General features: G+C 74.3%; 22 protein-coding genes and 1 pseudogene. 15 read left to right on the forward strand and 8 right to left on the reverse strand.

Annotation, left to right across the window (positions count from 1 at the left end):
* Together G5C51_RS26975 and G5C51_RS26980 are read left to right on the forward strand one after the other, a co-directional pair.
* On the forward strand, nt 1–1,546 hold a 1,546-nt coding region (locus G5C51_RS26975; RefSeq protein WP_206314368.1), incomplete at its 5' end, for a penicillin-binding transpeptidase domain-containing protein.
* Nucleotides 1,547–1,617: 71 nt separating this feature from the next.
* Nucleotides 1,618–2,586 (forward strand): annotated as a pseudogene (locus G5C51_RS26980) (bile acid:sodium symporter family protein); the annotation flags it as partial.
* Here the strand turns inward: G5C51_RS26980 and G5C51_RS26985 are convergent.
* Genes G5C51_RS26985 through prcB form a run of 3 tightly spaced genes read right to left on the reverse strand, consistent with a single transcriptional unit; the run spans nt 2,519 to nt 5,558 of the window.
* On the reverse strand, nt 2,519–3,679 hold the full coding sequence (locus tag G5C51_RS26985; RefSeq protein WP_165240831.1) for a lactate 2-monooxygenase: 1,161 nt from the start codon (nt 3,677–3,679) through the stop codon (nt 2,519–2,521). The pseudogene G5C51_RS26980 and the gene G5C51_RS26985 overlap by 68 nt on opposite strands.
* Nucleotides 3,680–3,713: 34 nt before the next feature.
* Nucleotides 3,714–4,652, reverse strand: coding sequence for an aminoglycoside phosphotransferase family protein (locus G5C51_RS26990; RefSeq protein WP_165240832.1), 939 nt, complete (start codon nt 4,650–4,652; stop codon nt 3,714–3,716).
* A gap of 57 nt (nt 4,653–4,709) precedes the next feature.
* Complete coding sequence (gene prcB, locus G5C51_RS26995; RefSeq protein WP_165240850.1) at nt 4,710–5,558, reverse strand: proteasome subunit beta; 849 nt, start codon at nt 5,556–5,558, stop codon at nt 4,710–4,712.
* A gap of 137 nt (nt 5,559–5,695) precedes the next feature.
* Here prcB and G5C51_RS27000 point away from each other — a divergent pair, with 137 nt between their 5' ends.
* From G5C51_RS27000 to G5C51_RS27015, 4 genes are read left to right on the forward strand one after another with little or no spacing between them, the layout of a single operon-like run.
* Complete coding sequence (locus tag G5C51_RS27000) at nt 5,696–6,424, forward strand: alpha/beta fold hydrolase (RefSeq protein ID WP_165240833.1); 729 nt, start codon at nt 5,696–5,698, stop codon at nt 6,422–6,424.
* A 3-nt stretch (nt 6,425–6,427) separates the two neighbouring features.
* Nucleotides 6,428–7,231 (forward strand): HEAT repeat domain-containing protein, encoded by an 804-nt coding sequence (locus G5C51_RS27005; RefSeq protein WP_206314370.1) that lies wholly within the window; start codon nt 6,428–6,430, stop codon nt 7,229–7,231.
* Between the two features lie 50 nt (nt 7,232–7,281).
* Nucleotides 7,282–8,106 (forward strand): hypothetical protein, encoded by an 825-nt coding sequence (locus G5C51_RS27010; RefSeq protein ID WP_165240835.1) that lies wholly within the window; start codon nt 7,282–7,284, stop codon nt 8,104–8,106.
* Nucleotides 8,103–8,972 (forward strand): phosphotransferase, encoded by an 870-nt coding sequence (locus G5C51_RS27015; protein WP_165240836.1) that lies wholly within the window; start codon nt 8,103–8,105, stop codon nt 8,970–8,972. The genes G5C51_RS27010 and G5C51_RS27015 overlap by 4 nt, the downstream gene beginning before the upstream one ends.
* Nucleotides 8,973–8,982: 10 nt before the next feature.
* On the opposite strand, the gene G5C51_RS27020 is transcribed toward G5C51_RS27015, so the two are convergent.
* Nucleotides 8,983–9,369, reverse strand: a complete 387-nt coding sequence (locus tag G5C51_RS27020) for an MmcQ/YjbR family DNA-binding protein (RefSeq protein WP_165240837.1) — start codon at nt 9,367–9,369, stop codon at nt 8,983–8,985.
* Between the two features lie 4 nt (nt 9,370–9,373).
* The gene (locus G5C51_RS27025) at nt 9,374–10,279 is read right to left on the reverse strand and encodes a helix-turn-helix transcriptional regulator (protein WP_165240838.1); all 906 of its coding nucleotides are present in this window, start codon (nt 10,277–10,279) and stop codon (nt 9,374–9,376) included.
* A 167-nt stretch (nt 10,280–10,446) separates the two neighbouring features.
* Between G5C51_RS27025 and G5C51_RS27030 the strand changes: the two genes are divergently transcribed.
* On the forward strand, nt 10,447–11,859 hold the full coding sequence (locus tag G5C51_RS27030) for an MFS transporter (RefSeq protein WP_165240839.1): 1,413 nt from the start codon (nt 10,447–10,449) through the stop codon (nt 11,857–11,859).
* Here G5C51_RS27030 and G5C51_RS27035 read toward each other — a convergent pair.
* Complete coding sequence (locus G5C51_RS27035) at nt 11,843–13,081, reverse strand: cytochrome P450 (protein ID WP_165240840.1); 1,239 nt, start codon at nt 13,079–13,081, stop codon at nt 11,843–11,845. The two genes, G5C51_RS27030 and G5C51_RS27035, sit on opposite strands and share 17 nt — an antisense overlap.
* A gap of 213 nt (nt 13,082–13,294) precedes the next feature.
* Between G5C51_RS27035 and G5C51_RS27040 the strand changes: the two genes are divergently transcribed.
* Together G5C51_RS27040 and G5C51_RS27045 are read left to right on the forward strand one after the other, a co-directional pair.
* Nucleotides 13,295–13,699: a hypothetical protein gene (locus G5C51_RS27040; RefSeq protein WP_165240841.1), complete on the forward strand. Its 405-nt coding sequence runs from the start codon at nt 13,295–13,297 to the stop codon at nt 13,697–13,699.
* 83 nt (nt 13,700–13,782) lie between these two features.
* Nucleotides 13,783–14,466, forward strand: a complete 684-nt coding sequence (locus tag G5C51_RS27045) for a DUF6766 family protein (protein WP_165240842.1) — start codon at nt 13,783–13,785, stop codon at nt 14,464–14,466.
* A 37-nt stretch (nt 14,467–14,503) separates the two neighbouring features.
* On the opposite strand, the gene G5C51_RS27050 is transcribed toward G5C51_RS27045, so the two are convergent.
* Together G5C51_RS27050 and map are read right to left on the reverse strand one after the other, a co-directional pair.
* Nucleotides 14,504–14,827: a plasmid stabilization protein gene (locus G5C51_RS27050; RefSeq protein WP_165240843.1), complete on the reverse strand. Its 324-nt coding sequence runs from the start codon at nt 14,825–14,827 to the stop codon at nt 14,504–14,506.
* Between the two features lie 119 nt (nt 14,828–14,946).
* Nucleotides 14,947–15,714, reverse strand: a complete 768-nt coding sequence (map, locus tag G5C51_RS27055) for a type I methionyl aminopeptidase (protein WP_165240844.1) — start codon at nt 15,712–15,714, stop codon at nt 14,947–14,949.
* 154 nt (nt 15,715–15,868) lie between these two features.
* Here map and G5C51_RS27060 point away from each other — a divergent pair, with 154 nt between their 5' ends.
* The 6 genes from G5C51_RS27060 to G5C51_RS27085 all read left to right on the forward strand — a co-directional run.
* Nucleotides 15,869–16,582 (forward strand): DUF4352 domain-containing protein, encoded by a 714-nt coding sequence (locus G5C51_RS27060; protein ID WP_165240845.1) that lies wholly within the window; start codon nt 15,869–15,871, stop codon nt 16,580–16,582.
* 46 nt (nt 16,583–16,628) lie between these two features.
* The gene (locus G5C51_RS27065) at nt 16,629–16,904 is read left to right on the forward strand and encodes a helix-turn-helix domain-containing protein (RefSeq protein WP_165240846.1); all 276 of its coding nucleotides are present in this window, start codon (nt 16,629–16,631) and stop codon (nt 16,902–16,904) included.
* Nucleotides 16,905–17,195: 291 nt separating this feature from the next.
* The gene (locus G5C51_RS27070; RefSeq protein WP_240929942.1) at nt 17,196–18,638 is read left to right on the forward strand and encodes a DHA2 family efflux MFS transporter permease subunit; all 1,443 of its coding nucleotides are present in this window, start codon (nt 17,196–17,198) and stop codon (nt 18,636–18,638) included.
* A complete protein-coding gene (locus G5C51_RS27075) occupies nt 18,635–19,153 on the forward strand; it encodes a GNAT family N-acetyltransferase (protein ID WP_165240848.1) in 519 nt (172 codons plus the stop codon). Before G5C51_RS27070 ends, G5C51_RS27075 begins: the two co-directional genes overlap by 4 nt.
* A 96-nt stretch (nt 19,154–19,249) precedes the next feature.
* Nucleotides 19,250–19,396, forward strand: coding sequence for a pyrroloquinoline quinone precursor peptide PqqA (gene pqqA, locus G5C51_RS27080; protein ID WP_165240849.1), 147 nt, complete (start codon nt 19,250–19,252; stop codon nt 19,394–19,396).
* A 21-nt stretch (nt 19,397–19,417) separates the two neighbouring features.
* Nucleotides 19,418–19,838: MBL fold metallo-hydrolase (locus tag G5C51_RS27085; protein ID WP_240929943.1), on the forward strand; the 421-nt coding region annotated here is incomplete at its 3' end.

Below are 19,838 nucleotides of genomic sequence, written 5' to 3' on the forward strand. Positions count from 1 at the left end.
GCCGGCCCCGGGCGGGGCGGGCGCAGGCGGGCCAATCCCGGGCGGGCCGGTCGAGGACGTGCCCCCGCCGGCGTATCCGCAGGACGCGGGGCCGTACGTTCAGGGCGGCGCCGCCGGCTCCGCGTCGACTGCACCCGCGGCCGGGCGCCGTCCGCGGCGCCGCACCCGCGCGGCCCTCGCCGTCGCGACGGCGCTCGCGGTCACCGCCGGTGGCACCGTCGCGTTCCTCCAGCTCCGCGATGACGACGGCGATGCCCCGCCGGGCGGCGGTGGCCGGCCCGGGAACATTCTCGTCGCCGGCGAACCCGTCACCGGCTCCGCCAAGTCCGGCGACGGCTACCGCCGCACATACACCGACGGCGCCCTGTACGCCCCCGTCACCGGCTATCGCACCGCCGCCTTCGGCAGCTCGCAGCTGGAGCAGGTCTTCGGCGAGGAGCTGGCCCGCACCGGCACCACCGTGGCGACCACCATCGACCCGGACGTCCAGCGAGCCGCGGCCAAGAGCCTGAAGAGCGCGGCCAACGGCGCCGCCATCGCCCTCGATCCGGACAGCGGCGAAATCCTCGCGGTGGTCTCGAGTCCCGGCTACGACCCGGGCACCCTCACCGGCCCCACCGCCGACTCGGCCTGGAAGCGCCTCAACGGCAGCGCCGACCGCCCGCTGCTCAACCGCGCCCTGCGCGAACCACTGCCGCCGGGCAGCGCCTTCCACACGGTGGTGGCCGCCGCCGCCCTCGACGAGGGTGTGGTGCAGTCCGTCGACGACCCGACCAAGAGCCCGTCCCCGTACGCGCTGCCGCAGTCCACCACCCGGGTCGCCAACCCGCCCGCCGCGCCGTGCAAGAACGCGGCTCTGCGCACGGCGCTGCGCTACGGCTGCACCGCGGTCTTCGCCAAACTCGCCGACGACCTCGGCGAGAAGAAGCTGAGCGCGGCGGCGGAGCGGCTGGGCTTCAACGACAAGCAGCTCGACGTGCCCGTACGAGCCGCCCGGAGCGTCTTCCCCACCGCCGCGGAGCGGCCGATGAACGCCATGAACGGCATCGGCATGGGCACGGTACGCGCCACCCCGCTGCAACTCGCCATGGTCATGGGCGCCGTCGCCAACGACGGCCGGCTGCCCCGCCCCCACCTCGTCTCCCGGGTGACGGACCCGGACGGCAAGGTCCTCTTCCGCCCGCCGGACAAGCCCCCGCGGCAGGCCCTGAACCCGCTCGCCGCCAAGGAGCTGCGCGAGGCCCTGATCACCGCGGTCGAGGAAGGCACGGGCAAACCCGCCGCGGTCGCGGACGTCGAGGTCGGCGGCAAGGGCGGCGGCGCCCAGCAGGTCGGCGAGGGCCACGAGCGGCAGCTCAACTGGTTCACCGCCTGCGCCGACGGCGGCGACCGCAAGGTGACCGTGGCGGTGGTCCGGGAGGAACGCGACCCCGACGACCCCGACGACCCCGACGACCCCGACGACCTCGACGACCTCAACGGCGCGAGCCCGGCCGCCCGTACGGCCCGCGACATCATCAAGGCGGCAGTGGGGCCGCCGGACTGATCACCAACGACAACAGCCACAATTCGGCATGCATGCGTGTGTAGCCGTGGACAGCTCGGGCCGCGCCCCGCAGCCTTGGGCGCGTGGACTCTCCTCTGACGAACGTCCTGCTGCCCGTCGTCATCGCCGTGATCATGCTGGGCCTCGGCCTCGGGCTCACGATCGCCGACTTCCGGCGGATCGCCCGGTACCCGCGGGCGGTGACCGTGGCGCTGGTCTGCCAGCTGGTGCTGCTGCCCGCGGCGGCGTTCGGGCTGGTGAAAGCCTTTGACATGCCGGCCGCGCTGGCCGTCGGCGTGATGCTGCTCGCCGCCTCGCCCGGCGGGTCGATGGCGAATATCTTCAGCCATCTCTTCGGCGGTGATGTCGCCCTCAACGTCACCCTCACCGCCATCAATTCGGTGCTGGCGGTCTTCACGCTCCCGCTCGTCGTCAATCTCTCGCTCGCGCACTTCATGACCGGCGAGGACGCCATCGGGCTGCGGTTCGACAAGACGGTGCAGGTGTTTCTCGTCGTCCTGGTGCCGGTCGCGATCGGGATGCTGGTGCGCAAGCGGTATCCCGGCTTCGCCGACCGGGCGCATGAGCGCGTGAAGATCCTTTCGCTCGTCGTGCTGATCGCGATCATCGTCGCGGCGGTCACCATGGAGCGGAACAACGTCGCCGGCTATCTCGCCGACGCCGGCATCGTCGTCACCCTCTTCGGCGCGCTCTCCCTCGCCACCGGCTACGGAGCCACCCGGCTGGCGCGGGCCGACCACCGGCAGTCGGTGGCCTGCTGCTTCGAGATCGGCATGCACAACACCACCCTCGCGATGGCCATCGCGCTCAGCCCGTCGCTGCTGGACTCGACCCAGATGGCCGTCCCGTCCGCCGTCTACGCCACCGTCATGACCGGGATGGCGGCGCTCACCGGGGTGCTGCTGCGGCGGATGGGGCGGCGTTACGAGGCGGCGGACGCGGACGCCGCCGTCATTCCGAAGCCAGCGAGCGCGGCCCCAGCTCCGACACCGAGCGGTGACCCGTCAGCCCCAGCGTGAGGTCCAGGTCGGCAAGCAGCGAGCGCAGCACGTGCCGGACGCCGTCCTCCCCGCCGAGCGCGAGGCCGTAGGCGTACGGGCGGCCGTACAGCACCGCCTTGGCACCGAGGGCGAGGGCCTTCAGCACGTCGGCGCCGGTGCGTACGCCGGAGTCGAAGAGGATGTCCGTACGGTCGCCGACGGCCGCGGCGATCGACGGCAACGCGTCGAGGGACGCCACCGCGCCGTCGACCTGGCGGCCGCCGTGGTTGGAGACGACGATGCCGTCCATGCCGGCGTCGACGGCGCGGCGGGCGTCGTCGGGGTGCTGGATACCCTTCAGCACGATCGGCCCGTCCCAGTGCGCGCGCAGGAACGGCAGCCGGTCCCAGGACTTGTCGGTGCCGGTGAACGTCGGCACCCACTGCAGCACCGCCGATATCAGGTCCTCCTCCGGCGGCTTGGCGAGCGCCGCGCGGAAGACCGGGTCGGAGAACGGGATGGCGGTCCCGACGCCGCGGATGAACGGCAGGTACGAGGCGTCGAGGTCGTGCGGCCGCCAGGCGAGCGTCCACGTGTCGAGGGTGACGACGAGGGTGGTGAAGCCGGCCTTCTTGGCGCGGTCGAGGATGCTGGCGCAGACGTCGTCGTCGTTCGGCCAGTAGAGCTGGTACCAGCGCGGCGCGCCGGGGCCGTTGGCCTCGGCGACCTCCTCGATGGTGTGCGAGGCGGCGGTGGAGAGGATCATCGGCAGGCCGGTCGCGGCCGCCGCACGGGCGGTGGCGAGCTCGCCGTCCTCGTGCAGGATCGACTGCACGCCGACGGGTGCGAGGAGTACGGGCGCGGGCATCTCGGTGCCGAGCACCGTGGTGCCGAGGTCGCGTTCGGTGGCGTCGGCGAGCATCCGCGGGACGAGGCGGCGGCGGTCGAAGGCCTCGCGGTTGGCGCGGGCGGTGGCGCCGGATCCTGCCGCCCCGGCGACGTACCAGAACGGGCCGTCCTCGAGCCGCTCGCGGGCGGCGGCCTCCAGGGCGGTGGGGTCGGTGGTGAACGGCGGCTGCTGGTCGGCGAGGCCGTTGAGGTATATCTCGCTCTGGTAGTCCCCGAAGCCCATGAGGGTCTCCTCTCCCTTGGCTACCGGAGAGTATTCACAGCCCGGCAAGATCCGCCAAGAGCCGTGCCTCCCCCATCACCTCCCCGCCGCCCTCGCCGTCCCCGAGGTCGGCCGCCCACAGCGCGGTCTCGACGCGCCGCGCCACCGCCCAGGCCAGCAGCCGCCCGCGGTCCTCGCCCAGCACGTCCGCGACGAGCGTGAAGCGGTCGGCGACGACGCGCTTCGGGTCATCGTGCTCGTACGGGTCGTCGACCTGCTCGATGAGCGGGTACAGGTCGTATCCCGGGTCGCCGGCCATCGGCTTCGCGTCGATGGCGAGCCAGGGGCGGCGCTCGGCGGCGAGGAGGTTGCCGGGGTTGAAGTCGCCGTGCACCACGACCTCGCGGGTGGCGGAGGCGGGAAGCTCGCGCAGCAGCCGGGCGCCGAGGGAGACGAGCCCCGGGTCGTAACCGGGCCGCAGCCGCGCCATCCGCTCCTCGACGACGTCCGCCCACTCGGCGCAGACGTCGGCGACCCGCGCGAGGCCGTGCCCTGCGGGCAGGTCGGCGCTCCACAGTTCGCGCAGCAGCTCCGCCCCGATGAGCAGCCGCTCCTCGGCCGGCAGGTGCTCGGCGTCGCCGAGTTCGGTGCCGGGCTCGCAGCGCTCGATGAGCAGGGCGGAGTGGCCGGGGTCGTGCCGCAGCAGCCGCACCGCTCCGCGCCCGTCCCAGATCCGCAGCGCCTCCGCCTCGCCGGCGGCCTCGGGGTGCGGCCAGGTGACCTTGAAGACGGCGTGGGTGCCGTCCTCGGTACGGGCCGGGGCCACCCACGAGCAACTGCCGCCGTGGAAGGGCGGGTCGAGCCGCAGCGACCACTCCTCGCGGTACTTCGCCACCAGCGCGGGCAGCTCGGCGAGCCAGGCACGCCCTGAGGCGTGGATCCGCATCTGCTCGAGGACCGGGAGGTCAGGAGGGAAGAGGAGATCGTCGTTCATCCGGGCCACGGTATCCGGGAGGTGCGCGGAAAACCGGCCGGAGCACCGGCTGTCCCGCTAGAGCACCGGCGCCGTCGGCCCGTCGGGCCGCTCGTACCGCCCGGCCAGGACCTCGCCCGCGATCTCGCTGACCAGCGGCTCCGGCAGCTGCCGGAAGCCCTCCGCGTCCACCACCGCCACCCGCGGATACAGCCGCCGGGTGGCGTCCGGGCCGCCGGTGGCCGTGTCCTCCTCCGCCGCGTCGTACAGCGCCTGTACCGCGGCGGTCGCCAGTTCACGCTCGGCCATGTCCGCGCGCCACAGCTTCTTCAGCGAGCCGAGCGCGAACACCGAGCCGGAGCCGGTCCCCGCGAAGTGCTGCTCCTCGCTGCGGCCGCCGGTGATGTCGTACGAGAAGATCCGGCCCCGGCCGCGGGCGTCGTCGTAGCCGACGTAGACCGGGACGACGGCGAGGCCCTGGGTGGCGAGTTCGAGGTTGCCGCGGATCAGGGTGCCGAGGCGGTTGGCCTTGCCGGTCAGGGACAGGGCGGACGACTCGATCTTCTCGAAGTGCGCCAGCTCCATCCGGAAGAGCGCGACCATCTCCTCCGCGATGCCGGTGGAGCCGGCGATGCCGACGGCGGAGTAGTCGTCGGCCTGGAGGACCTTCTCGTACTCGCGGTTGGCGATGAGGTTCCCGGCCGTGACGCGGCGGTCGGCGGCGATCAGGACGCCGTCGGCGTACGTGGCGGCGACGACGGTGGTGGCGTGCGGGACGGTGAAGTCCGGGTGCGCGGCCGCCGGGAGCCGGCGGTTCACGGGCAGGAAACCGGGCGCCTGCACCTGCAGGAAGTCGACGAAGGACGACGAGCCAGGCGTGAGAAAGGCGTCCGGAAGGCGGGCCGGAAGCTCGGGGCGGTCCGGTATCTCGGCGGCGTCCAACGGAGGCTCCTTCCACGACGGGATCGATCCTGCCTCCCCGACCTTACCCGCGCGACGGGCCGCGGAACGTGCGCGGATACGATCCGGGCGGACGCGCGGCAGAGCGGCGAAAGGGGCGAGCGATGACCGGCCGGCCACCCATCGTGCTAATCCACGGCACCCGCCTGAGCAGCGCGCAGTGGAGCCCGCAACTACCCACGCTGCGAGCGGAGTTCACCGTCGAGACGGTCGACCTGCCGGGACACGGCGCCCGCGCGGCCGAGCCCTGGGACCTCGGCCGGGCCGCGCGGGTGGTGGCCGACGCCGTGGACCGGCTCGGACCCGCCGTGGTCGTCGGGCATTCGCTCGGCGGCTATGTGGCCCTGGAGTTCGCCCGCCGGTACGGATCCGGGCGGCTGCGCGGCCTGGTGCTCGCCGGCGCGAGCGCGCCGACCCGCGGCCCCTGGACCGCCCCGTACCGGATGATCGCCGGCCTGGTCCCGCGGATCTCGCCGGAGCGCCTGACCCGCTTCAACGACGCGCTCTTCCGCCGCCTCTACCCGCCGGAGGTGATCGGGCCGACCATCGCCGCGGGTTACGCCTTCCCGGCCCTGTCGGCGGCCTGGGGTGAGGTCCTCGGCCGCTTCGACGCGTCGGTGATGCGGGAGATCGCGGACCGGTCCGATGCGCCGGTGCTGATCCTCAACGGCGAGCGGGACCGCCTCTTCCGCCAGGGCGAACGCGACTTCGCACGGGCCCACGGCCGCGCCCGGATCGAGCTGATCCCGCGCGCGGGCCACCTGGCGAACTACGCCGCGCCCGCGGCCTTCACCGACGCGGTGCGGCGCTTCGCGCGCGAGGTGGGGGCGTAGGCGATGGCCATGTTCGTGCACCTGACGCCGGCGGCGAACGCGGCGCGCATCCGGCGGTCCGGGATCCGCGCCGCGAGCCGCGGCCAGGACGGCGCCCGCGGGGTGTACTGCTTCCCGGTGCTGCCGTCGTACACCCTCACCCACCAATGGCTGCGCGAGCTGGCGCGCTTCGGCGGCCGGGGCGGGCTGGTGGCGGTCCAGGTGCGGCTGGCCGACGACCAGGGTGTGCTGGCCGGGCACTACTCGGGGCGGAGCCCCGACGCCTCCGGCCTCGTCCCCGCCGCCGAGGCGGTGCGGCGGATCGCGGCGCTGGCGGACCCGCGCGGCTGGGAGGTCTTCGTGCCCCGGGCGATACGGCCCCGCGAGGTGCACCGGATCCGCGCGGCACCCCAGGTCGTGGGCTGGCGCTATCTGCCCGACGCGCACGGCCGCCGCCCCTGCACCTGCTTCGGCTGCCGGGAGCGCGGCGGTTACGGGGCACGGCGGCTGCGCGAGCGGCTGCCGCATCCGCTGGACGGTCCGGCGCCGCCGCCGCGGGTGCTGCTCTCGCGGGTGGCGGCGGCGGGCGACCCCGGCGACCCGGCCGCGCTGCGGGAGGCCCTGCACTGGTTCGGCATGCGCCGCCGCGGCCCGCTCGACCGACTGGCCCGCCTCGCCGCCCATCCGGACGCCGGGGTGCGGGAGGACCTGGTGTGGGCAGTCTCGCGCTGGTCCACACCGGGGGTGGCCGAGGTGCTGGACGGCCTCGCCGACGACCCGCATCCGGATGTCCGGGAGGCGGTGGAGACGGTCCGCGAGCCGGAGTGAACGGTGATCGCTGCGCCGTGCGCGGCCCGCTCTCACCTACGCTCTACTCCGTGCTTCACCACCCCTCTCGTACGCTCACCGCCCTGGGCCTCGGCGGCAGCCCGCTGCAGGCGCCGCTCACCTACCCCGGCACGCTGCCCGCGGAGTCGGGCCTGCTCGTCGGCGACCGCTTCCTGCGGCTCGTACCGGAGGAGGGGGCGCCGGTCGGTGCGTGGCTGGTCGAGGACGCGGTGCCGGAGCCCCTCGATGCCGTACTGAACCGGCTCGGGCTGCCGCCGTGCGGCGAGCGGACGCCGGTGCTCGCGGTCGGGTCCAACGGGGCGCCCGGACAGCTGCGGCGGAAGTTCCGGCACCTGCCCGAGCGGAGTGCGGTGCCGCTGACGCGGGTGCGGGTGCGCGGGGTCGCCGCCGGGGTGTCGGCGCATGTGGGACGGGCGGGTTACGTGCCCGCGACGCCGGTGCCCGCGGCGCCCGGGCGGACGGCCGAGCTGGCGGTGTCGTGGCTGGACGAGGCCCAACTACCGGTGATGGACGCCACGGAAGGCGCCTACGACCGGCTGCGGCTGACCACCGGCGGGCCGCCCGGGAGCGCGGTCGAGCTGCCTTCGGGCGAGGCCGTACCGCACTGCGAGGCGTACCTGAGCAAACACGGCTGGCTGGCCGCGGACGACTCCCTCACCGCACCCCCGCGCCCGCTGCTCCCCCAACCCGAGCTTCTCGCCGCCCTGCTGGCCGGATCGTCCGACCTGCGCACGCTCTTCGGCGACACACCGGAGGAGTTCGCGGCCCGGGCCGCGGCGGACGGGGAGGCCCGGGAGCGGGGGCGGAAGGTGTTCGCGGCGGAGGGCTGGGTGCGGCAGGGCGTCCGGCCGTGAAGACCGCCGACGCCGCTCAGTTGGTCCAGGCGGCCCTCGGCCTGGCGGAGCCGCCGGTGCTGCGTCCCGTAGAAGAGGGCGGCGAGCATCTCACGTGGTGGGTGGGCGACGCCTACGTGGCGCGCTTCGCTCCCGATCCGGCCGCGACGGCCCGTCAGCGACGCGAGGTCGCGCTGCGGAACGCGGTCCGGAAACGTATGGATGCGCCCGTACCGGAATCAGTGGGTGCGGGGATGTGGGCGCCGGGGTGCGGCTTCACGGTCGATGTCCTGCTGCCGGGCGCCTCCGCGGAGAACCGGCCGCTGTCGGCGGCGGGGGAGGCGCAACTGGCAGCGCTGCTGCGGGGGCTGCGGGAGTTCCCGGCGGCGGAGGCGGCGGCGCTGGGGGTGCCGCGGGCGGAGCCGCTGCGCTGGGACGAGCTCACGCGGGAGGCGCAGGCGGCGTGGACGCGCCTCCAGGCGGACCCGGACGCGCTCGCGGGTGAGGACCGCCCCCTCGCTCGCCCGGACCAGCCATTCCCGGCACCGCCCGCCCCCTCGACGTCACCCCCGGTCCTGGCGCACGCCGACCTCAAGGGCGAGCACCTCCTCCTCCACCCCGACGGCACCCTCTCCGGCGTCCTCGACTGGACGGACGCCGAACTGGCCGATCCCGCGCGGGACATCGCGGGGCTCGCCATCTCCGTCGGCTCCCCGGCGGCCTCCCGTATCGCCGCCGCCGCGGGATACGACGCCGCCACCGCGGCCCGCGGCATGCACCTCGCCCGCTGCGAAAGCGTGCTGCGGCTGGATGACCGGCTGCGTGGTACGGACCCGGACAGTCCGCTGTGGCTGCTGCGCCGGCAGCTGCTGCGGGCCTGGCGCTGACAGCGCGCCGCTACGAGCCGAGGAAGTCCCGCGCCACCCGCTTCGGCGCGCGGGCCAGCCAGGCCTCCTTGAGGAGTTCCTCCAGCTCGTCCGCCGGGAGCTCCGCCAGCCGTACGAGGACGGACGGGTGGCCGTCGAAGTGCGGGGTGGTGAAGTAGCTGCCCGGGTCGTCGGCGAGCAGCGCGAGCTTGGCGCCCTCGTCGGGGACGTAGGCCGCCAGCACCGGCCCTTCAGGAGCGGCGTCGCCGAGCGCGGCGAGGTCGGTCTTGCGCAGCGGGCGTTCCCAGGCGAAGAGTTTGTCCTTCACCCGCCAGCTGATCCACCCGTAGCCGGAGGTGACCTCCTCGGTCTCCGGCAGCGCGAGCGCGAGGCGGCGGACGTCGTCCCATGTGGCCATGGGTTCAGCCTAGGGCGGTCTCGCTCTCCGAGGCGGCAGTGCTGCTCGCCATGTCGAGCAGCACCAGGGCGTCGTGGTCGGGGCTGCCGGGGGTGGCCTGGTAGACGATCAGGCGCTGGCCGTCGGTGCGGGCGAGGGTCATCTGCTCGTAGTTCAGGCTCATGGCGCCGACCTCGGGGTGGCGGAAGCGCTTGGTGCCGCTGGAGCGGGCGCAGACCTCGTAGCGCTCCCAGAGGCGGGCGAACTCCTTGCTCTTCACGGCCAGTTCGCCGACCAGCTGGGTCAGCTCGGGTGCGACCGGGTCCGCGCCCGCGAGCGCGCGCAGGTGGGCGACGCTGCCGGGGAGGAGGTCCGCCCAGTCGGTGAACACCTCGCGGGCGGCCGGGTGCAGGAACAGATAGCGGGTCATGTTCCGGCGGGACGCGGGCCAGTCCGCCAGGCCGTGGTAGAGACGCAGCCCTGCGGGGTTGGCGGCGATGAGGTCGTTGGTGCGGGTGACCACGTAGGCCGGGCTGGGGCGGAGGGTCTCGAGCAGCTGGCGGATGCCGGGGCGGAGGCTGCGCGCGGGCTCCTTGCGCCGCCGGTCGGCGCGCGGGCCGCGGGAGCCGGCCTCGGCGAGGGTGCGCAGGTGGTCGTACGCGTCGTCGCTGAGCTGCAGCACGTCGGCGAGGGCGTCGACGACGGCGGGGCTGGGGTTGGTCTCCCGGCCGCGCTCGAGGCGGGTGTAGTAATCGATGCTGACGCCGGCGAGCGTGGCCAGCTCCTCGCGGCGCAGGCCCGGGGTGCGGCGCCGGCCGGTGCCCGGCGGCAGGCCGACGTCCTCGGGCTGCACCGCGGCGCGCTTGGCGCGCAGATAGCGGCCCAGCTCGCTGCCCTGGCCGCCCTGGCTCGCCTGCCCTTGATCGTTCATACGGTCCAGTGTCGCAGCCATCGGCTCCGTACCGGATGCCGTGGGGGGCCCTGCCACACCCCCTTATGCGGCTCCCCGCCACAGGCCGGTCTGTCAGTGGCGGGCCGTAGCGTCGAGTCTCAGTTGCACACCTCGCACCACCCGAATGTCTCAGGAGTGCACAACTGATGGCCACCCTGTTCAAGTCCGCCGCGGCCCGTACCGCGGCCAAGCCGCCGGCCGCCTGGAGCGGATCCTCCGCGGTGCTCGGCGCCGCCCTGCTGGGCTTCTTCCTGATCGCGCTGGACGCGATGATCGTCACCGTCGCGCTGCCCGACATCGGCCGCAGTCTCGGCGGCGGCATGTCGGGGCTGCAGTGGGTCGTGGACGGCTACACGCTGATCTTCGCCGCGCTGATGCTCTCCGCCGGCGCGCTGTCGGACCGGATCGGCGCCCGGCGGGCGTTCGGCGGCGGTCTGGTGCTCTTCGCGCTGGCCTCGGCGGCGTGCGGTCTCGCGCCAGGGCTCGGCGTGCTGGTCGCGGCCCGGCTGGTGCAGGGGGCCGCGGCGGCCGTGATGATGCCGGCGTCCCTCGCCCTGATCCGGCAGGGCTTCGCCGACCAGGCCGAGCGGGCGCGGGCGATCGCCATCTGGACCGCGGGCGGCGCCGTCGCCGCGGCGGCGGGGCCGGTGCTCGGCGGGCTGCTCACCGCCTCCATAGGCTGGCGCTGGATCTTCTTCGTCAATCTGCCGGCGGGGCTGCTGGCGCTCGCGCTGCTCGCCCGGGTGCCGGCCTCGCCGCGGCTGCCCGCGCGGGTCGACTGGGCCGGGCAGGTCACCGCGGTGGTCGCCATGGGCGCGCTGACGTACGGCGTGATCGAGGGCGGCGCCGAGGGCTTCGGCCGGCCGCTGACGCTGATAGCGCTGCTGGTGGCCGTCGCGGCCGCGGCCGGCTTCCTGGTGGCGCAGGCCAGGGGCGCGCGGCCGATGCTGCCGCTGGGGCTGTTCCGCTCGAAGGTGGTGTCCGTGTCGGTGCTGGTCGGGTTCGTGCTCAACGCCGCCTTCTACGGCGGGGTGTTCGTCTTCAGCCTGTACTTCCAGCAGGTGCGGGGGCTGTCCGCGCTGCACACGGGCCTGATGTTCGTGCCGATGACGGCGCTGATCGCGTTGGTGAACCTGAGCTCGGCGAAGCTGGCCGGCCGGTTCGGCCCGCGGGTGCCGATGGTGGCCGGGCAGCTGCTCGCGATGACCGGTCTCGCGGCGGTCGCCACCGTCGGCGCGCACACGGGCGTGTGGGTGGTGGCCGCGCTGATGGTGCCGGTCGGCCTCGGCGGGGCGCTGGCCGTGCCGGCGCTGACCGCGATGCTGCTCGACGCGGTGCCGGCGGACCGGGCGGGCACCGCGGCCGCCGTGCTCAACACCGGCCGGCAGACGGGCGGCGCGATGGCGGTGGCGGTCTTCGGGGCGCTGCTGGCGGGTCAGGACACCTTCCTGGCCGGGATGCGGTGGAGCATGCTGCTGGCGGCCGCCGGGCTCGTACTGACGGCGGGGGCGGCGCTGACGCTGCCGCGGGCGGGGCGCCGGCTCAGCGCACCCCGCTGATCACGAAGCCGCTGCGCGGCCTGGTCGGCATGCGGTGCAGCGGGATCCGCAGGTCCTGTTCCGGCACCTCGTATCCGAGGCGGGCGAGGCGGGGCAGCAGGGTGGACAGCGCGGCCAGGACGACGTCCTCGCCCGGGCAGCGGTGGTCGGCGGCGGCGTCCCCGCCGCCCTGCGGGACGAGTTCGTCGCGGCCGGGCTCGCGGCCCACGAACCGCTCGGGGTCGAAGACATACGGCCGGGGCCAGAGCTCCGGGTCGTGGTTCTGCCCGTAGAGGTCCAGAAGCACGAGGGTGCCCTCCGCGATCGTCTCGCCCTGCCAGTGCACGTCCTGCGGGGCAAGGCCGGCGACGAAGGGCGCGAAGGGATAGAAGCGGCGCACCTCGTGGGCGAAGGCCCGCGCGTAGTCCCCGCCCGCGCCGTCTTCGCCGTATCCCCCGTCCTCCCCGGCCAGCCGGGCCCGCAGCTCCGGATGGCGGTGCAGGGCGTGCGCGCCGAACACCGCGAACCAGGTGACGGCGACGGTCGGCCGGATGACGTTGAGGACCTCGACGGCGGCGGTGCGCGGGTCCAACCGCTCCCCGTCGGCGTCGCGGTGCGCGGCGACCGCGTGCAGCGCGTCGTCGGGACCGCCCGGCTCCGAGCGGGCCTGCTCGATCAGCCGGGCGATCCGCTCCTCCTGCCGGTTCCGCGCCCGGCGGGCCAGCCAGTGCCGCGGCCCCGCGGTGGCGAAGCCGTCCACCATGGCGATCAGGTCCTCCGCCGTACGCCGCGCCTCCCGGTCGTCCAGCGGGATGCCCGCCCACCCGCACACGGCCCGCGTCAGCAGGACGCTCACCTCGTCGAAGAACACCACCTCGGAGCGGTCGCCCCACTCCTTCGCGGACCGCTCCCACTCCTGCGCCACCCGCCGCGCCAGCGCCGCCACCCCCGCGGCGTCCTGCAGCAGCGAGACGAACAGCGCCTTGCGGGCGCGATGCGCCTCCCCGTCGAGGGTGTGCACGGCGCCCTTGCCGAAGAGGGTGCTGAGCACCGGTTCCGGGAGCGCCGACCGGCGCCGTACATGGTCCTCGTCGTAGAAGAACGCGACCGCGTCCGGGCCGCGCAGCGCGATGGCGGGCTTGCCGAGCAGCCGGGTCCTTACGGGCCCCGGGCCGCGGCGCCGGGTGAGGTCGGGGAGCCAGGCGTATCCCTGGGCGAGCAGCGGCAGGGTGTGGTCGATCATCCGGTCCTCCCGAGTGGTGCTGTGCCGATCGGCGGCGCCGCGATCCCGGTCACGGCGGAGGACGAGTGCCCGGTGCCGCCCGGCTCAGTCAAGGCGCGGCGCGGCGGCCGCGGCCCGATTGGGCGCACCTCGGCGTGTCGGAACGGCGGCTTCCGCTCCTGCTGCCCGCGGGCGGAATCATCGGCCCCGCGGGAAGGGAAGGGAGCGGATCCGGTGCGTGCTGGACAGGCGATCCCGGTCGCGGCGGTGCTGCTCGCCGCACTGACCGGGTGCGGGACGCCCGCCGAGCGGGAGGATGCCGCCGCCGCGGCGGCGGCCGGCTTCGCGGCGCGGCTGCGCGCCCCGGACCCGGCCCGCGGCTGCGCGGCGCTGGCGCCCGGCACCCGCGAGGAGCTGGTGCAGTCCGCCGGCGCACCCTGCGTACGGGCGCTGCGGGAGGCGGGGCTGCCCGCGCCGGGCCGGGTGCGCTCGGTCGATGTGTACGGGCACCAGGCGCGCATCATCACCGCCCACGACACGCTCTTCCTGTCGTCCTTCACCGGCGGCTGGAAGGTCACGGCCGCTGGCTGCACGCCGCGCCCGGGGCTGCCGTACCGCTGTCTGGTCAAGGGGGGCTGACGGGTGCGGACGCTGTTCACGCTGTACCTGGTGGTCGTGACCGCGGGGCTCGCGTACTGCCTGACGCTGGGGCTGATGCACCGGTGAGGCGGGTCCTGCGCTTCTTCCGCAACAACGGGCTGACCATCGCCTTCGGCACCGCCTTCCTGCTCACCCTGCTGGGGCAGGCGATCGCGGGCCAGGCCCAGTTCAACAACCGCCTCGCCGCCGAGGAACTGCAGCAGGTGAGCTTCGGCGGCTACCTGCTCACCTCCGACTTCGCCGTCGACGTGACCGAGAACTGGCAGTCGGAGTACCTGCAGTTCTTCCTCTACATCTTCGGCACCGTCTGGCTGCTCCAGCGCGGCTCCCCCGAGTCGAAGAAGCTGCACAAGGCGGGCCTGGAGTCGGACGAGGAGCAGAAGGTCGGCGCGTACGCCCAGCCGGACTCGCCCCGCTGGGCGTACGCCGGCGGCATCCGCCAGGCCTGGTACTCCCGCTCCCTGGGCACGGTGATGTGCACCCTGTTCCTGCTCTCCTGGCTGACGCAGTCGGTCGCGGGCGTGGCCGCGTACAACGAGGAACAGCTCCGCGGCCTGCAGCCGCCGATCAGCTGGCCGGCGTATCTGACCTCGGCCGACTTCTGGGTCCGCACCCTGCAGAACTGGCAGTCCGAGCTGCTCGCCGTCGGCTCGATGGCGATCTTCTCGGTCTATCTGCGGCAGCGCGGCTCACCGGAGTCCAAGCCGGTGGGCACGGCGCACACGACGACCGGCATCGAGGGCTGAGCGTCGGGAGCTGCGCCGGCACCCCAGGCCGGCGGCCTCAGCGGCCGAGGGCGCGCTTGAGCTGGGCCTTGTTCATGGTGGAGCGGCCGTGGATGTTGCGGCGGCGGGCCTCGGCGTAGAGCTGGTCGCGGGTCGGGCCCTGGGCACCGGAGTGCGAGCGCTGACCGCCGCGCCGGCCGGAGGAGATGTCGCGGGTCGAGCTGCGGCTCGCCGTGCGGGACTCGCCGGAGCGGGCGCGGGCCTTGTTCACGGTCCGCGCCGCTATCTCCTCGGCCCGGTCGGTGCTCGCGCCGCGCTTCTTGGCGCTCTTCTTGATGTGCTCGTACTGCCGCTCGCGCTTGGGGCTGGATCCTCTGGGCATAGCTCCGCTCCTCCGTCGGATGTGCTCTTACGATCACTGTCCGGGGGCGCCCGGGGGCCCGCAATGCGGCGACCCCCGGCCGGGTGCCGGGCGCTTCGGAGCGGCGTACGGGAAGGTGCTCAGGGCAGCGTGAGGATCCGCGGGCCGTCCTCGGTTACGGCCACCGTGTGCTCGATGTGCGCCGCCCTGCTGCCGTCCGCGGTGCGCAGGGTCCAGCCGTCCGGGTCGGGGACGTACGCGTTGGAGCCGCCGGCGTGCAGCATCGGCTCGATCGCGATGACCAGTCCCGGACGGAGCGGGAAGCCGCGGCCCGGGCGGCCGCGGTTGGGCACCGGCGGGTCCTCGTGCATGCGCCGCCCGATGCCGTGCCCGCCGAAGTCGGCGGGCATGCCGGCGCGGGCGGCGTCCGCGACCTGCTGGATGGCGTGGCCGACGTCGCCGAGCCGGTTGCCGGCGGTGGCGGCGGCGATGCCCGCGTCCAGCGCCCGCCGGGTGGCCTCGATCAGCTCGGTGTCCTCCGGGCGGGCGGTGCCGACGGTGAAGCTGATCGCGGCGTCCCCGGTCCAGCCGTCGAGGGTGGCACCGCAGTCGATGGAGACCAGGTCGCCGTCGCGCAGCCGGTAGCCGGTCGGGATGCCGTGCACGATGGCGTCGTTGACGGACGCGCAGATCACCGCGGGAAACGGGGTGTCCGCGAAGGACGGCGTATAGCCGAGGAACGGCGACCCCGCCCCGGCCTTGTCGAGCACCTCCCGCGCGACGGCGTCCAGTTCCAGCAGGCTGACGCCGACCCCGGCGGCGTCCTGTACGGCGGCGAGCGCCTGCCCGACGACCTGCCCCGCGGCGCGCATGGACTCGATCCCGGCGGCGGACTTCAACTCGACCATGGTGGTGCTCCTCCAAGCTGAACCAATTTCTATACCGGTATTAGTATCACGGGCCGACTGCGCGGCGAACTCCCCCCAAGTGGACCCATCCGGCCCAAGCGGCCAGATCCGCACATCCCGTACCGTCCGCACGGCCAATGTCCCAGGGGGGAACATGAACTACCCGCACGACCCGAACCAGCCCGGTCAGCCCTACGGCTACACCCCGCCTCCGGCGGGCCTCGACTACGGGCCGCCGGTGCAGCCGTATCAGCAGCAGCCGCTGCCACCCGTACCGCCGCGGCAGTCGCATCGCGGCCTCCAGATCGCGGGCGCCGTCGTCGCTCTCGTCGTCGTGTTCGGCACCGGCATCGCCGTGGGCTCCGCCGGCGGCAGCGGCGACGGCACGCCAAGGGCCGCGGCGACGGTGACCGTGACCGCGAAGCCCGGCGAGAAGCCGGAGAGCAAAGAGGCGGACGCCGGGGAGGAGAAGGCCGCCGGTGACGAATCGCTGTCCCTGACCGAGACCGCGAGCTACGAGGACGGCATCACGGTGGCCCTGTCCGGATTCCAGCGCCGGGTCTCCAGCGACTACGCCAGTCCCGAGAACACGCCGTATGCCCGCTTCACGGTGAAGGTCACCAACGGCTCCGAGAAGAACCTCGACCTGAACGAGCTCATCATCTCCTGCCAGTACGGCGACGAGGGCAAGAGCGGGGAGCAGATCTTCGACGAGGGCCTCGATTCGCCCTCCACGCACCTGCGGCCTGGCCGGTCGATCAATGTGCCGGTCGGCTGCGAGCTGCCGAAGTCGGAGCGCTATCTCCAGATCGAGGTCACACCTCGCATGATCGCCGACGCCGCGATCTTCGCCGGGAAGGTGCAGTGACGGGGACCGGCCTCGCCGACCCGGGGCCGGTATTAGAATAACGGGCATGGTACGCACCCCCCTGACCCCGGAAGAGCGCGAGCGCGGCGAGCGGCTCGGCGAGCTGCTGCGCGCGGCCCGCGGCGCCCGCAGCATGGTCGAGATCGCCGCCGGCGCGGGGATCTCGGTCGAGACGCTGCGGAAGATCGAGTCGGGCCGGATCGCGACGCCTGCGTTCTTCACGGTGGCCGCGCTGGCGGGTGAACTCGGCATGCGCCTGGACACGTTGGTCGAGGCCGTGGGCCAAGTGCCGGAGCAGGCCGCGCCTGAGCGGGTGGCCTAGGGCCTTTCTTTCGGATCTTGCCGGGTCCCGCGCCGCCCGGCACGCACCCTCGCCGCACGGCGCCCCCGGACCGGTGGCTCCGCCACAGGACCGGCGACACCGCACGCCGAGGCCACGCACCGACCGATGCTCCTATGCCCACACTCCATTCATACGCCCACCCGCACGTGGCACATCTCCGTGCCAGCCGACAAGATCCGAAAGAAAGGCCCTAGCCCTGGGCGTACGCCCGCGGCCGTACGCCGGATTCCCGATACCGTTTGGGACCCGCTGATCGCCAGCATGGCGGGCATGACCGATACGAACGAGCAGGCCCCCGCACGCGCTTCGCAGAGCCGCGTCCGCACCCCGCCCGCCTGGGCCGTCCTGCTCGCCGCCTGTGCGGGGCAGTTCCTGGTCGTGCTCGACATGTCCGTCGTGAATGTCGCGCTGCCCGCGATCCGCGCCGACCTCGGCATGGCCGAGAGCGGGCTGCAGTGGGTGGTGAACGCCTACGCCATCACCTTCGCCGGGCTGCTGCTGCTCGGCGGGCGGGCGGCCGATCTCTTCGGGCGCAAGCGAGTGTTCCTCGCCGGGCTCGCACTCTTCACCGCCGCCAGCCTGGCCGGCGGGCTCGCGGACGGTCCCGGCATGCTGATCGCCGCCCGCGCCGTGCAGGGGATCGGCGCCGCGGTGCTGTCGCCGGCCACGCTCACCATCCTCACGACCGCATTCCCCGAGGGCCCGGCCCGCACCCGGGCCATCGGCACCTGGACGGCCGTCGGCGCCGGCGGCGGCGCCGCGGGCGGCCTCGTCGGCGGGCTGCTCACCGAGCATCTGTCGTGGCGCTGGGTGCTGCTGGTCAACGTGCCCATCGGCGCCCTCGTCCTCGTCGTCGCCGCGCTCTGGCTCGCCGAGGGCCGGTCCGGCTCCGGGCGCCGGCTCGACGTGCTCGGTTCGGTCCTGGTCACCGGCGGCGTCGCCGCGCTCGCGTACGGGATCGTGCAGACCGAGGCGCACGGCTGGACCTCGGCCGCGTCGCTGGTCCCGCTCATCGGCGGGCTCGTGCTGCTCGCCGCCTTCGTCGCCGCCGAGGCCCGGGTCCACGAACCCCTCGTCCCGCTCGGCCTGTTCCGCATCCGGTCGGTCTCCGCGGCCAACGCCATCCTGCTGATCTGCGGCCCGGCACTCATGGCGACCTGGTACTTCCTCTCCCTCTACATGCAGAACGTGCTGCACTACTCCCCCGTGCAGGCCGGCCTGTCCTTCCTCCCGCACACCATCGCGGTCATCGCCGGGTCGAAGGCGGCACCGCGGCTGATGGCCCGCTTCGGGCCGCGCACGGTCGCCGCGGCCGGCGCCCTCATCGCCACCGCCGCGCTGCTGTGGCAGGCCACCATCACCGCCGACGGCACCTTCCTGTCCGTGATCCTCGGGCCCGGCGCCCTCACCATGCTCGGCGCGGGGCTGCTGATGACGCCGGTGTCGGAGGCGGGCGTCACCGGCGTCGCGGCCGCCGACCAGGGCCTGGTCGCGGGGGCGCTGAACACCTCGCGGCAGCTGGGCGGCGCGCTCGGCCTCACCGTGCTGGCGACGGCGGCGGCGTCCCGTACCGGCACCGGGACCGGCGCCGAGGCACTGACCTCCGGCTATGCGCTGACCTTCGTGCTGTGCGCGGTGTTCATGGCCGCGGGCGCCGCGATGGTGGCCCTGCTGCCGAGGCCGGGCGGGACGCCGGGTACAACGGCCGCATGAAGATTCGCACCGGCGGCGCCGCCGACGTCCCCGCCACCCTCGACCTGCTCGATGCCGCCGTCGCGTGGCTCGTCTCCCTCGGCCGGCCGGGCCAGTGGGGTACGGAGCCGTACTCGTCGCTGCCGCACGGCCCCGGTCGGGTGCACCGGTACGCGACGGAGTATCTGATGCGGATCGCGGAGACCGACGACGGGCAGGTGGCGGGGGTGTGCGTGCTCGGCAACGGTCCCGCGGACGGGGTGCCGGTGACGGACGAGCCGGAGGTGTTCGTACGGCTGCTGGTCACCGACCGGGCGCTCAAGGGCGGCGGGGTCGGAGCCGCGCTCATCAACGACGCGAAGGCCGAGGCGCGGCGGCGCGGGGTGCGGCTGGTGCGGGTGGACTGCTACGCAGGCGACGATCAGGCGCTGGTGGCGCAGTACGAGCGGCTCGGCTTCACCCGGGCGGCCGCGTTCACCGTCGAGCGCGAGGGGAAGCCGCCCTGGCCGGGGCAGGTGCTTGAGCTGCGGGTGTGAGCCGCCCGAGCGGCGGTCTTACGGCTGCGGGTCCGGGCCGCGGGGCCCAGCATGGGTCCCGTAGGCCCGACACCCGACGCGAACGGGAGACATCCCATGGACGACCCCACCCTCCAGTCCCAGGCCGCCGACGAGGACACCTGGCAGCCGCCCGCCTTCGCGATCGTCGAGACCGGCCTCGAGGTGACCGGTTACGCGCTGAGCGACCGCGGCGAGCGCCCCGAACTGCCCGACGCCGCCTGATCCGCCGGTAAGGCGGCCGCGATGCTGGTGCACGTGCTCGGCACCGCCGCCGGGGGCGGCGTGCCGCAGTGGAACTGCGCCTGCCCCGGCTGCGCGGGCGCCCGCGTGCACGCGCTGCGGCGCCGCCGCCACGACGCGCTCGCGCTGCAGGCGGCGCCCGGCCGCTACTACCTCGTCGGCGCCGGACCCGACCTCGGCGAACAGCTCGCCGACTGCCCCGACCTGCACCCGGGGCCTGGCCCGCGGGAGACCCCGGTCGCGGGCGTGATCCTCACCGACGCCGAACTCGACCACACCCTCGGCCTCGCCCGCCTCCGCGAGGCCGGGGAAGTGGAGCTGCTGGCGACCCGGCCGGTGCTGGACGCGGTCATGGACAAACTCGCCCTCGGCGCCACCCTCTTCCCGTACACCAAGCTCACCACCCGCTCGGGCAGGAGCAGCA

The sequence above is a fragment of the Streptomyces coryli genome (assembly GCF_011044975.1).
GTDB classification, from domain to species: Bacteria; Actinomycetota; Actinomycetes; order Streptomycetales; family Streptomycetaceae; genus Streptomyces; species Streptomyces coryli.